The sequence below is a fragment of the Acinetobacter sp. ANC 4910 genome (assembly GCF_004331035.1).
GTDB lineage: Bacteria > Pseudomonadota > Gammaproteobacteria > Pseudomonadales > Moraxellaceae > Acinetobacter.
Genome location: NZ_SJNT01000001.1, coordinates 150,182 through 163,926, shown reverse-complemented (window position 1 = coordinate 163,926; position 13,745 = coordinate 150,182). Strand labels below are relative to the sequence as shown.

General features: G+C 40.6%; 12 protein-coding genes. 6 read left to right on the top strand and 6 right to left on the bottom strand.

The features are described from left to right. Positions 1-112 precede the first annotated feature (112 nt). The 5 genes from E0H82_RS00765 (at position 113) to E0H82_RS00745 (ending at position 6,446) form a co-directional block, all read left to right on the top strand. Complete coding sequence (locus E0H82_RS00765) at positions 113-1,360, top strand: MFS transporter (RefSeq protein ID WP_131262550.1); 1,248 nt, start codon at positions 113-115, stop codon at positions 1,358-1,360. A 134-nt stretch (positions 1,361-1,494) separates the two neighbouring features. Next, positions 1,495-2,616 carry a porin gene (locus tag E0H82_RS00760; RefSeq protein ID WP_131262549.1) on the top strand — a complete coding sequence of 374 codons (1,122 nt, stop codon included), beginning with the start codon at positions 1,495-1,497 and terminating at the stop codon, positions 2,614-2,616. Positions 2,617-2,743: 127 nt separating this feature from the next. Beyond that, the gene (locus E0H82_RS00755; protein ID WP_131262548.1) at positions 2,744-4,405 is read left to right on the top strand and encodes a phosphoethanolamine transferase; all 1,662 of its coding nucleotides are present in this window, start codon (positions 2,744-2,746) and stop codon (positions 4,403-4,405) included. 15 nt (positions 4,406-4,420) lie between these two features. Further along, positions 4,421-5,098: a response regulator transcription factor gene (locus tag E0H82_RS00750; RefSeq protein ID WP_131262547.1), complete on the top strand. Its 678-nt coding sequence runs from the start codon at positions 4,421-4,423 to the stop codon at positions 5,096-5,098. A 25-nt stretch (positions 5,099-5,123) separates the two neighbouring features. Then, a complete protein-coding gene (locus E0H82_RS00745; RefSeq protein WP_131262731.1) occupies positions 5,124-6,446 on the top strand; it encodes a sensor histidine kinase in 1,323 nt (440 codons plus the stop codon). Between the two features lie 232 nt (positions 6,447-6,678). Here the strand turns inward: E0H82_RS00745 and E0H82_RS00740 are convergent, their stop codons facing one another. Next, on the bottom strand, positions 6,679-7,422 hold the full coding sequence (locus E0H82_RS00740; RefSeq protein ID WP_131262546.1) for a phosphatase PAP2 family protein: 744 nt from the start codon (positions 7,420-7,422) through the stop codon (positions 6,679-6,681). 190 nt (positions 7,423-7,612) lie between these two features. Here E0H82_RS00740 and E0H82_RS00735 point away from each other — a divergent pair, with 190 nt between their 5' ends. Continuing rightward, the gene (locus E0H82_RS00735) at positions 7,613-8,302 is read left to right on the top strand and encodes an HAD family hydrolase (RefSeq protein ID WP_131262545.1); all 690 of its coding nucleotides are present in this window, start codon (positions 7,613-7,615) and stop codon (positions 8,300-8,302) included. A gap of 70 nt (positions 8,303-8,372) precedes the next feature. Here E0H82_RS00735 and E0H82_RS00730 read toward each other — a convergent pair whose 3' ends face one another. The 5 genes from E0H82_RS00730 to E0H82_RS00710 all read right to left on the bottom strand — a co-directional run bounded on the left by E0H82_RS00730 (position 8,373) and on the right by E0H82_RS00710 (position 13,153). Continuing rightward, on the bottom strand, positions 8,373-9,560 hold the full coding sequence (locus E0H82_RS00730; RefSeq protein ID WP_131262544.1) for an ammonium transporter: 1,188 nt from the start codon (positions 9,558-9,560) through the stop codon (positions 8,373-8,375). Positions 9,561-9,971: 411 nt separating this feature from the next. After that, positions 9,972-10,697 carry an amino acid ABC transporter ATP-binding protein gene (locus E0H82_RS00725; protein WP_171458243.1) on the bottom strand — a complete coding sequence of 242 codons (726 nt, stop codon included), beginning with the start codon at positions 10,695-10,697 and terminating at the stop codon, positions 9,972-9,974. 14 nt (positions 10,698-10,711) lie between these two features. Further along, on the bottom strand, positions 10,712-11,395 hold the full coding sequence (locus E0H82_RS00720) for an ABC transporter permease subunit (RefSeq protein ID WP_131262542.1): 684 nt from the start codon (positions 11,393-11,395) through the stop codon (positions 10,712-10,714). Next, the gene (locus E0H82_RS00715; protein WP_131262541.1) at positions 11,395-12,138 is read right to left on the bottom strand and encodes an amino acid ABC transporter permease; all 744 of its coding nucleotides are present in this window, start codon (positions 12,136-12,138) and stop codon (positions 11,395-11,397) included. Before E0H82_RS00715 ends, E0H82_RS00720 begins: the two co-directional genes overlap by 1 nt. Positions 12,139-12,211: 73 nt before the next feature. Continuing rightward, on the bottom strand, positions 12,212-13,153 hold the full coding sequence (locus E0H82_RS00710; RefSeq protein ID WP_131262540.1) for a transporter substrate-binding domain-containing protein: 942 nt from the start codon (positions 13,151-13,153) through the stop codon (positions 12,212-12,214). Positions 13,154-13,745: the final 592 nt, after the last annotated feature.

The following is a 13,745-nucleotide window of genomic DNA, read 5'->3' as shown; positions in this document are numbered from 1 at the left end:
TTTTTCTTGATATTACGCTTTCAGAATTAGGGCTTCATTGGCAAAATGTAAGCTTCGATGTGCAAAAATGCTCACTGCGGTACATCATGGACCCATCGTAGGATTACTGTTGATGCCGATTACACAAAATGTTTATCTTTTGCTGTTCTCTTTGTATTGGGCACAAGGTTTGCCTGTGGGATTTATGACCCATGCACTTCCTGTCATTCTGCGTGCAGAAGGCGTCTCACTGGCACATATTGGTGGTTTCGGCTTGTTGATGCTGCCTTGGTCAGTCAAAATTTTTTGGGCGCCGTGGGTAGATCATTTCGGAAATCGTCAGCAGGGGCATTATCGGAGTTGGATTATTCCTACACAGTTGCTCACGGTCATGGCATTGATCGCACTGTCCTTTTTACCCATTCATGCATTAGATCAACCTCAATATTTATTTTTATTTTTTATTGTCTTAATGAGTTTGAACGTTTTAGGTGCGACGCAAGATATTGCAACAGATGGTCTGGCGGTTCGCATTTTAAAATCTGAACAGCAACATTGGGGCAATACCTTTCAGGTGATCGGTTCTCGTTTGGGTTTTATTGTCGGTGGCGGAGCCATGCTTTGGATGCTGGACTGGCTTGAGTGGCGGAGCACCTTTGGGATAATGGCGGTGATAGTTCTTCTGAATACCGTGCCCATTTGGCTGTATCAGGAACGTTCACATCATCGGGTTCAACATCCAATTTCAAGTTCAAGACAGCAAAAATGGAAAGCCATGACCGATTATGTCGTCTATTACCGAAGTAGCCCTGTGTTATGGCGTTGGCTCTGGGTGTTATTGACGTTTAAAGTCGCAGATGGGCTTGCTGGCCCCTTACTTAAGCCATTAATGGTTGACTTAGGTTTAAGTTTTAGTCAAATAGGTGTGTATGTGACCATGTTGGGCGCAATAGCAGCTTTATGTGGGGCTGGTTTGGCAGGGATGTTACTCAGAACGATGTGCCGTGCTCAAGCATTATGGTTTTTCTCTTGGCTTAAAATTATGTCGTTAGCGGCCTATGCTTGGTTGGCTTATCAATATGAACAGCAACAGGCCGTGGCGCCTAGGGTGATTTATGTCATTAACGCTGCTGAGGATTTGATTGCTGCATTGTTGTTAGTGGTGATGCTAACGGTCGTGATGCAATATAGTCGTGCTGAGTACGCAGCCACAGATTTCACCTTTCAGGTTGCAGTTATGGCAACGGTGAGCGGGATTTTATATAGTGTCAGTGGCGTGGTTGCTGATGCTTTAGGCTATGCAAATTATCTATTTTTGATCGTTTTTATAGCGATTTTCTGCCTTGTTACAATTTTCCGATGGGCAAAGTATGAAAAATAATATTACAATTCAGCTGCTTAGTTGTAGTTAGCCTAAAGTATTAAAACATATATATAAATAAAAATTTAATCCTTTTGTAATATGTGACTGCAATGTAATATTTGTAACAAAATTAACACCAGGGAAATGATTTAATGAAAACCAAAATTGCAGCAGCGATTGCTTTAAGTTTGTTAGCGGGTTCAACTTTTGCGGCACCAACGTTTTATGGTGAGATTGATGCGAGTGTGGACTATTTACCAGAAGATAATGCTTCACCTGTTTCTGATAAAGATGTAGTCGAAGTCAGTTCAAACAGTTCTTACCTTGGTGTCAAAGGTGATGAAAAATTAAATGACCGTTTAAGCGCGGTGTATTTAGCTGAATGGGCATTTAACGCAGATGGCGAAGGGACAGATTGGTCTGCACGTAACCGTTATGTCGGTTTAAAAGATGCCAAATTGGGTACTGTGAAAGTTGGTACGCATGATACTCCATTGAAACAGCTTTCAAGTGTTGTCGATACGTTCAATAACTATGTTGCGAATAAAGCAGATGTCACAGGCATTATGACGGGTGAAGTACGTCTTGCGAATGTTGTGGTCTATGAAGCGCCAGCACTGACATTACCTACAGGTGCAATCAAATTTAATGCTTTACTTGCAACTGGTGAAGACAGTGGTATTGCAAAAGGCAATGGTGCTTCTAAAGCAGCGGGTCGTGGTTTAGGCGATACTTGGTCTGCATCTTTAGTCTATGACAGCCCAGTTGTTGTGGCGGGTGTAGCATATGATAAAGCGGTTCCAACGACATTTGCAGGTCGTGGTATGACAAATGCATCTGTACCAGAAGTCACGAGCGGTGTAGCAGGTACAGCTTTTGCAGCAGCAAATACTTTACGTGCGATTGGTCGTTTAAATGTGCTCGACAACAGTTTGGCTTTGAAAGCGTTGTATCAAACGTCTGAAGTTGAAGCTGCGAATGGCAATGATGCAGCAGCAGCGGATATTGATAAGTCTGATGGTTGGTTAGTGGGTGCAGAATATAACATCCCATCTGCAAAAGCATGGACTGTTAAAGCACAGTACAGTGCAAACACAACTAGTTTCAAATCGAGTAAAAATGACTATGATGCTGACCAAATTATGGCTGGCGTAGATTATGCATTCAGCAAGCAAGTGAAGTTGTATGGTTACGGTGGTTACTTAACACTTGAGCAAGCAAGCAATAAAACTAAACAACCTGTAGTTGGTACTGGTTTAGAATTCAAATTCTAAGTGTAAATAAAAAATCATCCAAAAGGACGGTGCAAAAGTAGCGTCCTTTTTTTATTTTAAGTCAGTTTTAAGTTTTAATTTATATCTTAGTCTAGCTAGGATTTTCCTTTTTTTGATCGTGATGATTATGTTACTGCAGAAACTCAAAATAAAGTCGATGTCTTTACTTACGTTTAACCTATTGTTGGCAATATGGTTAGCCGCTGTTCTAAATGTACCATTTTATGAGCGAATCCAATCGCTTACCCCATATACAGGCATAAAGTCTAGTTTATTTATTGCGGCTTCAGTTTGCGTTCTGGTTGCTGCATATACATTCATTTTTCAAATTTTGAATTGGAAATGGACTGCAAAACCGATTGCGATTGCCTTGGTATTTATTGGGGGTTTTGCATCTTATGCAGTGAGCAGTTTAGGTGTTTTAATTACTCCAGATCAGATCCAAAATTTGATGCAGACGGATATTTCTGAAGCAAAGGATACATGGTCATGGCATTTAGTGGTTTGGACTTTGGGAATGACGGTTTTACCGATCATTGCTATTTTAATGGTTAAATTCAAACCAGAGCCTATTCTTCGTCAAATCGTTAAGAAAGGTATTGCTTCAGTTGTTTCTATTGCAATTGTATGTAGTCTGTTATTTGTGTTTTACGTTGATTTTGCAGCGATTTTTCGTGGAAACCGCGATTTGAAAGCGATGATTTCTCCACAAAATATGATTGCATCATTTATATCGTATTATAAAAAGAAAGCACCAAAAGAAAATTTACCCTTAGTGACCTATGGGACTGACGCACATCGAGTCATTAATACCAGTAAGCAAGCAATGCCAAAATTAATGGTACTTGTAGTGGGTGAAACAGCACGTGCGGAGAGTTTTTCCTTAAATGGTTATGCGAAAAACACCAATCCAGAATTGTCTAAACAAAATGTCATTAACTTTAGTCAGGTGAGTTCTTGTGGTACGGCAACTGCGGTATCGGTGCCTTGTATGTTCTCTGGTATGCCACGTAAGGATTATGATGAGCGATTGGCAAGTCACCGTGAAGGTTTACTCGATATTGCACAGCGTGCAGGCTATAAAGTGACATGGATTGATAATAACTCGGGCTGTAAAGGGACTTGTGATCGCGTGCATAAGTTTGAAATTCCAGCACCATTAAAACAAAAATGGTGTGATGCAGAAGGTGAGTGCATGGATGAGGTCTTAGTGGATAGCTTGAAGTCATATTTGGCTAGCATTCCAGCCCAAGATAAAACACCACAACTCATTGTGTTGCATCAGATGGGAAGTCATGGTCCGGCTTATTACAAGCGTTCTACGGAACAGTTCCAGCCCTTTAAGCCAATGTGTTCAACCAATGCCATTCAAGGTTGTAGCCGAGATGAATTGTTGAACAGTTATGACAACTCAATTGTGTACACAGATCATGTTTTAAATCAGGTCATTCAAACCATTAAAGATGTGCCAAATTATCAAACAGGATTTTGGTATTTATCGGATCATGGTGAGTCGACAGGTGAAAGTGGCATGTACTTGCATGGAGCACCGTATGCTATTGCACCAATTCAGCAAACTCACGTGCCGATGATGATGTGGTTTTCACCAGCTTGGCAACAAGGTAATTCATCTCAAGTGAACTGTTTACAACAGCAAAAACAAGCTGTTCGTAGTCAGGATAATTTATTTCCGACCTTATTGTCGTTGCTTGAAATTAAAACTCAAGTGATTGATGATAAAAATGATATGTTAAAACAATGTCAAATCAATCCAACAGGAAAGGCATAAATCAGGATAAGCAGAATGACCACAATCTTAATGATCGAAGATGACTTCATGATTGCAGAATCCAGCAAGACTTTGTTGAAATTGCATGATTTTCAGGTGGAGTGGGTGAACAATGGGCTTGATGCATTAAAACTTTTACAGCAGCAAAGTTTTGATGTGGTGCTCTTAGATTTGGGCTTACCTATGATGGATGGCATGCAGGTATTGGCAAAAATTCGGCAAAGTTTTCCGAGTTTACCTGTACTGATTATTTCTGCGCGTGATCAGGTGCAGAATCGTGTCGATGGTTTGAATCAGGGCGCAGATGATTATCTGGTCAAGCCTTATGAATTTGTAGAACTTTTGGCACGTATTCAAGCTTTATTGCGTCGCACTACTCAAGAAGCACCCTCAAGTGAAACATTGATGCTTCGTTACGGTGATTTGGTGCTAGATGTTGAGCAACACATTGCTTTATTACATGGGCAAGAGTTGGAACTTTCCAATCGTGAATGGGCAATTCTGGTGCCGTTGGTCAGTTATCCGAATAAGATTTTTTCCAAAGCCAATTTAGAAGATAAGCTGTACGACTTCGATAGCGAAGTAAATAGCAATACAATTGAAGTTTATGTTCATCACCTGCGTGCAAAATTGGGTAAAGATTTTATCCGCACAATTCGTGGTATGGGTTATCGCTTAGGTAAATTGGATTAGGGGTTTTATGCAGCAATTGCACGCAATGCCAACACAAACATCTTTAAAGAAAAGATTGCTGATTTTTGTTTCGGGGTTTAGCTTGCTGTTGGGAGGTGTGTTAATTGCAACGGCATACTGGATTTCATTGGGTGAACTGGATGAAATTCTTGATGCACAAATGAAAAATCTTGCGGAACGTGTTGCTGTACATGATCCCACGCCAATCAAAAGCCATTTTGATATTCATAAACGCTATCATGAAGAAGACTTGTTTATTGATGTCTGGGAAAAACAGGAACATCCTCAACATCAATTTAATTTGTTATTACATAATGTAGATCAGGCAGGTTTTTATGACCGCTCCACCACGCAAGGGGTGTGGCGCATGTATGTATTACCAACAGAACATTATCAAATTCAGGTCAGCCAGCCTTTTTCTGCAAGAAGCCATTTAGCTTTAGAACTAGCCACCAGTATGTTTGTACCATATCTGGTGATGATCCCGTTTATTTTATGGGGTTTGGGCTGGGTGATTTTACGCAGTCTAAGACCAATGGATGAGTTTAGACAAGAAATAGCCCGCCGTGATCTAGATGAATTAACCCCGATTAAATTGAGTCGTTATCCTGTTGAGTTAATTCCCACCATTCAAGAGATGAACTATTTATTTGAACGGATTGAGTCGGCACAACAAGAGCAGCGTCAATTCATTGCAGATGCAGCACATGAGTTAAGAACACCAATTACCGCGCTTAATTTACAAATGCAGATTTTATTACGTGAATTTCCAGAAAACACGGCATTGGAAAATTTGAGCCAAGGTTTAATTCGTATTCAGCATTTAATTAGCCAGTTACTTGATTTAGCCAAGCAAGATGCAAGTAGCTTACATACCATGCAGCAACAGCCATTTTACTTAAACCAAGTGGCAGTAAACTGTGTAGAACAATTGATTCATGTGGCTTTGCATAAAGAGATTGATTTGGGTATGGAGCGCCAAGAGGAAGTATTGGTTAAGGGTTTAGAGTCTGCTGCACGCTCAATTATTTATAATTTGATTGATAATGCGATTAAATACACGCCTAAAAATGGCGTGATTAATGTCTCGATTTTTTCACAAGGCAATGAGGCCATTATTCAAGTTGAAGACAGTGGGCCCGGAATTGATCCTGCTTTATATGAACAGATTATGAAGCGCTTTTATCGCATTCATCATCATTTAGAGATGGGAAGTGGTTTAGGTCTCTCGATTGTGCAAAAGGCAGCGGAACATTTAGGTGGGAAAATTCAGTTTGGTAAGAGCCAAACTCTGGGTGGTTTATTTGTGCAAGTGCAGTTCCCTAAACAGGTGAAGTCAGATCAATGATTGCTGTAATTTGGCAATTGGCTTAACTCGTGCAAAAGTTAGTTGAGATTGCTTTTAATAAATTTTTTTCAGTTCGAACATACTTCAAAGTGTGCTGTTATTTTTGAATGAGGCACTTATTCAATAGGTGGTCAGTACGAAAAATACATGCTGACTTGAGCGAATTGAAGGGTCTAGAGACATCATTAATTTGACAGTTGTATCATAATTACAATTATCGTTAGAAAGGATTTTAAGCTGCTTCTTGAGAGTTTACTGTTTCAGGTTGTTGAGTAATAACAGAAGGTTGCTCTGACTCTAAAGTTTGAGCAGGAACCAATCGTTTATAAAAGAATGGATAAAGTGCGACGTTACAGCCCCAAATGACCCATGCTGTCCATAAATTATGACTGAGAAAGTGAGCACCACGCATCATTTGTGCCCAACCCATGCCAAAACCTAAAATCAAGCCTGCAACAAGATAGAAATAAGCCCGTTTAGGCGCTGTTTGTCTGAAGGCAAAAAATCCTGTCATTAAGGCAAACCCCGTTGCTGCATGTCCGCCAGGAAAACAGTGACCATGACTAAGAGTGAAATTCCAGAGAAAGCCAGTTGCTGTGGATTCTGTCATATTCCAAGGGCAGGCATGCTCCGACTGTGATTTAAGAATACCCACCACACTGGTACTCAAAATTAAAATCCAGAACAGATAAGCATACTGCCAGCGTTTTGCTGCCAAACGTTCAATTTTAAAACTCGCAAGCCAAAGGCTAACAAAGCTGATATCACAGAGAATGAGCAGATTTTTAACATATTTATGATTCAGCTTTTCCAAGAACCAGTCATAACGCCATGGAAATTGTCCATGAGTGCCTGTCCACGGTTGGATCAACATTTGGTCGAGTTGTCCGCCAATAGGAAACCAGAACTGTAAAAGAATAAAACAGCCTAGCAGAATCAATCCTTGTTTTAGGCTAAAGCGTTGTAATTCAGACATGGTCGTACAAACGAGATTTGGATGACTCTGATTAGAGCAAAGCAAACTTAAATCGGACTTAATTGAATCTTAAAAGCAGGTAGATGAGCTGATATATTTAACAGATTTGATGTAGAACTTAGCAGATAATCTGTAATGTAAACATGTTCTAAAATGCTAGATTAAAAGGCAAAAGTCACCCGAGAATGTTATGCCTATTCGTGCCGTATTATTTGATTTGGATAATACCTTAACCCACCGTGACCAAAGTATTCAGCGCTATAGTGCATATGTGTTACAGCAGTTTGACTCAGCTTTATTGCGCCCAGACTTACAAAAAATTCAAGACATTATCCGCCGAATTGATAATGGCGGCTATCCTAAAAAAGAACAACTGACTCACCCGAGCATTGGGGCATCGGTTGCATTTACTTTATTGCAAGAATTGGAATGGAAAACAGAGGTGGATTTTGATGATTTAACCGATTTCTGGTTTCAGTATTTTGGACAGTGTGCCGTTGCCATGTCTGGAGCATTAGAGTTGTTACAAAGCTTGAAGCAGCAAGATTACGCTTTGGCTGTGGTGTCGAATGGTGGACATGCAACTCGCTTGAATATTTTAACTGGACTTGGCTTCAAGGACTATTTTGATGTGATTGTGAGTTCTGAGCAGGCAGGAATGAGTAAGCCCCATCAGCAGATTTTTCTGCATACTGCGGAAAACTTGGGGGTACATCCGTCAGAATGTTTGTTCATTGGAGATCATCCTGTAAATGACATTCGAGGCGCGCAACGAGCAGGGATGCAGGCTATCTGGTTGCAAGGTTTTCACCCTGAAGATGAACGTTTACACGTTCCCCGTATTCAACAGTTACATGAGTTATATGCTTATTTAGAGTAATTATAAAATCTAAAGCATAAAAAAAGCGATTCCTGAGAATCGCTTCGTAATATGCGAAAATTGAGAAAACTTAAAACATACTGTCGTCCGAATTTGCTGAAATTTTGTGAATGGACAAATCAGCACCTCGGAATTCATCTTCTTGCGATAAGCGAATACCGATGCAGGCTTTTAAACCACCATACACCGCGAATCCACCTACAAGTGCGACCACAATCGCGAATAGGGTGCCAATGATTTGTGACATCATGGACACGCCACCAATACCGCCTAACCATTGTTGACCGAATATACCCACTGCTAGCCCACCAAAGGCACCGCAAATTCCGTGTAATGGCCAGACCCCTAGTACATCATCCACTTTGAGTTTGTTTTGGGTATAGGTAAAGAACTTCACAAAAATAATCCCAGCAATGGCACCAATCACAAGCGCACCAAAAGGATGCACAATATCGGAGCCTGCACAGATAGCAACCAGACCAGCAAGTGGCCCATTATGCAAGAAACCTGGGTCATTTTTACCCATCATGTTGGCCGTAATGGTTCCGCCCACCATAGCCATTAATGAATTAATGGCAACCATGCCTGAAATGGCATCCAAACGTTGTGCACTCATGACGTTAAAGCCAAACCAACCGACTATGAGGATCCAAGAACCTAGGGCAAGGAAGGGAATGGATGAAGGCGGATGTGCACTGACGCGGCCATCTTTTTTATAACGACCATGGCGTGCGCCCAGTAAAATTACAGCGGCTAAAGCAATCCATCCACCCATCGCATGGACAACCACCGAACCTGCGAAGTCATGGAATGGTGCACCAAATGTGTGCTCTAACCATGTTTGAATACCAAAATTACCATTCCAAACAATGCCTTCAAAGAATGGATACACCAATGCGACTAAGAGTAGTGTGGCCAGTGCTTGGGAACGCATTTTGGCACGTTCTGCAATACCACCAGAAATAATCGCAGGAATAGCGGCAGCAAAAGTCAGTAAAAAGAAGCAGCGCATCAGGTTATAGCCGTGATCTGCCGCCAAAGTTGCTCCCATATGGAAGAAATGATGTCCATAGGCGATGTAGTAACCTACGAAAAAGTAAGCCATTGCTGAAAGCGCAAAGTCTGTCAGAATTTTACTTAAGGCATTGACCTGATTTTTATGTCGAACTGTTCCTAGTTCTAAAAATGCGAAACCGGCATGCATTGCCAGTACCAACACTGCTCCTAGCAGCAGAAAAAGTAAATCGATATCTTGCATAGTTTGCTCGAAAAAAGTGCTAAATACGACTTTAGGTACAAATTTGGGAAGAGGATTTGCACCAAAATAGTTTAGTAAATCTAAAAATTGGAGTTCAGCAACCAAATACTCCGTTCATGCATATAATTAAGCAAAAAATGCACCAATTCAGATAAAATCATGAATTATTCGGTGGAAAATAGTGCATATCGGCTTAAAAGAGTGCTCTATGTTGCAATTAAAAATAATGCAAAATTGTCATTTCTATTTAATTAAATTAAAAATCATAGATATAAGTTGAATGTTTGTTCAGAATTTTTCGGGTCACTTAAATTCGCCAGATCAGCAGATTGAAGTGCATTTTTATTGATCAAGGATGAGAAAAAAAATTCATCAAGCGGGTTGAGTCCCTCTTGATGAATGTGCACGAAATTAATGCAAAATATTTTCTAAGAATTGTTGTGCCCTTTCACTACGCGGCGTGGTAAAGAATTCATCTTTGGAACAATCTTCGACAATTTTGCCTTGATCCATAAAGATAATTCGATTCGCCACTTGGCGTGCAAAGCCCATTTCATGAGTGACGCACATCATGGTCATGCCTTCTTTTGCCAGACCGACCATTACTTCGAGTACTTCATTAATCATTTCGGGGTCGAGTGCGGAAGTTGGTTCATCAAACAGCATGGCAATCGGGTCCATACTCAAAGCACGCGCAATCGCGACACGTTGTTGTTGCCCCCCAGAAAGTTGTGCTGGGAATTTATCCGCTTGCGAACTTAATCCGACACGGTCTAGGTAAGCCAGTCCTTTTTTCTTCGCTTCGTCCGCACTACGCCCTAAAACTTTAATTTGGGCAATGGTTAGGTTTTCAGTCACACTTAAATGTGGAAATAACTCAAAGTGTTGGAACACCATGCCTACACGGCTACGCAGCTTATTTAAATCGGTTTTGGGATCTGCAATGGGGATACCATCCACCAAAATTTGACCCTTTTGAAAGGGTTCTAAACCATTGACGGTTTTAATGAGGGTTGATTTGCCTGAACCTGAAGGTCCACAAACCACCACGACTTCACCTTGGCAAATTTGCGTGGTGCAATCGGTCAGGACTTGAAACTGTTGATACCATTTACTGACATTTTGGAGATCAATCATTATTTTTTGGTCACTCATACTTTTAATCTCCTTTGAATTTTTTTCACAATAAATGTTGCCAAGAGACTGATGCTAAAGTAAACCAGACCAGCAAATAGAATGTACTGGGTCAATAATGACATCAGGTCGCCACGAACATAGTTGGTACGGAAAAAATCGAGCAAGCCAATTGCATACACCATGGTCGAATCTTGGAACAAGATAATGGTTTGTTGAAGTAGTAATGGCGTCATTTTCCGAAAGGCTTGCGGCAGAATAATGAGACGCATGGATTGACCATAACTCATGCCTAGTGCATAAGCTGCGGCGCTTTGCCCTTTGGGAATAGACTGAATACCTGCACGGACAATTTCTGAAAAATAGGCTGCCTCAAACAGCATAAAGGCAACAATACTCGAAACCAAAGCGGTATCGATGGTCAAATACTTGCCTGTAATTGCGGTATAGAAAAACGGAACCGCAAAGTAAAACCACATCAGTACCAACAGCAGGGGAATAGAGCGGAATAAATTGACATAGGCTTGTGCGATTAGATTCAATATCCGAATTGAAGATAGACGCATTAAAGCCAGTAACGTCCCAATAAAAATCCCCCCGACGGTCGCTATGCTGACGACTTTCAAGGTAATACTGAGACCGTGCCATAAGGCAGGTGCAGAGAGCTGTAAATCTTGAATAAATGCAGTGAGCCAGTCCATTATTTATCTCCTGCAATCGTGCCAGGAATACGCAAGCGTTTTTCCAGAAAAGTCATGAATTGAATTAAGCAGATGTTAATCACAATAAAAATAATGGTGACGTAGGTATAAATCTCGATGGTGTTTTGCGTGTACTCACTGATTGTTTTCATCTGTGAAATAATTTCAGCTACACCCACCAGTGACGCGACCGAGGTGTTTTTTACACAGTTGGTCAGTTCGGAGCTGAGTGGAGGTAAAATGGTACGGAAGGACTGCGGCAATATAATGTAACGGTATAATTGTGCAGTACTGAACCCCATGGCATAGCCTGCATTAATTTGCCCATTGGGCAAGGCTTCAATCCCTGTACGGACTTGTTCGCAGACCCGTGCAGCCGTAAAGAGTCCCAAGCCAATACTGGCAGAAATCAGGGCACTGGTACTGGCACTTAAATCATTGATCCACCAATCTTTCAGTCCCGCAGGTAAAAAATTAGGTACTACATAAAACCAAATAAACAGTTGTATTAATAAAGGAATATTACGAAAAATGGTCACATAAGCCGTGCCTATAGCACGCGCTGTTTTATTTGGAAGCGTACGCATAATACCGAGCATACTGCCCAAGACAAATGCGATAGACCATGCCACGATGGCAATAAACAGTAACCAACCTAAGCCTGTTAAAATCCAGTTGAAATAGCTACTGTCACCGACACCTGTAGATTGAAATAGTACGCCCCAGTTCCAGCTATAGTTCATAGGAGCTCCATATTCTTAATCAGGTAGGCGAAAAGCACTACCTGAGAATCATTGAGAGAATGATCAGCATAAATTACTGATCACGGTCATGTGGTGATGCTATCAGGGCTTTTAATTGTTCTGACATTGCAAAGTTCAGGTTGATATTTTTAGGTGGAATAGGTTGTTCGAACCATTTTTTATACATGTTATTAATTTCACCTGAGCTATAGACTGCTTTAATTGCATCATCTACCACTTGTTTAAATTCAGTGTCGCCTTTTCTGAGCATACAGCCATAAATTTCATGAATAGGTGCAGTGCCCACAATCACCCATTGATTTGGGTCTTTGGCTTTTGACTTTTCCCCTGCAAGTAAAATGTCATCCATCATAAATGCTGCAGCACGTCCGTTTTGTAGCATGAGGAAAGATTCAGCATGGTCTTTGGCAGAAATAATTTCACCAATCCCCAGTTCTTTTTCATGTTGGCGAATATAACGTTCTGAAGTGGTCCCTGCGGTGGTTACCAGTTTTTTGCCTTTTAAGTCGGCAAAGTCTTTAACCCCAGAGTCTTTAGCGGTAAGTAAGCGCGAACCCACTTCAAAATATCCCACAGAAAAATCAACTTGTTGCTGGCGTTCTTTGTTGTTGGTGGTCGAACCACACTCTAAATCGACTGTACCATTAGAGACCAATGGAATACGGTTTTGGCTGGTGACCAAGTTATAGCGAATTTTTAAATCGGGCATATTCAGTTTTTGTTTGACTGCATCTACAACTTTAAGTTGTAAATCATGTGCATAGCCCACAGGTTGATTCGGATTATCGGCTATATAGGAAAATGGAATGGAAGAGTCACGATAGCCCAATACAATGGTACCTGACTGTTTAATTTTTTGTAGCGTTCCCGATGTGGAACCTTCTTTGCCCGCAGAATCACTACCACTTGGTGTCTTGTCGCCACTACAGGCACTTAAACCGAATACCAACGTACTGGCACAGAGCAGGGAAGTCAGGGGCCGTTTTAATAACATAAGTCAAACTCCTTGTGTTTTGTTCTCATCATTCACTTTATTTATTGACTGAATATCCATCAGCTTATTTGTTTTTGCATTATTGGCTGCTTGTTTAACAAACAGATTTAACTTCATCTTAGCGCGAGTTTTAGTCAGTTGTGCAGGTCAGATTGTTGATGCTTTGTTAACGATAAATCTTTAAGTTTTAAACAAATTTAAGACCAATAGATAGAATCTAGAGTGAACAAAGCAGAATCCGTGCCTGTGCAGCATTGTATGATTTAATAAAATACTGTGTTTAATAAAAATAAACAATTTAGTGTTGGAACATTCTAGAGTGATAAATAGATTCTGGATTTTAACTTAAATATAATTATTTGATTTTAATGTGCTTTTTTTAAATATTGGAGTTACTTACACGCGTATATATGTATAGGTCACTGTTCGGATAAAAACAGATGAGAACAAGATCAATACAACGATCTACCTATGATATTTAAAACCCATTATTGGTATGTCGCACCATGCAAGGTACTGTGATTGTGCATTTATTTCTGTTGAAGTAAATCAATGATTTAGATTGGGCGATATCGGGGATGGACATTCTATC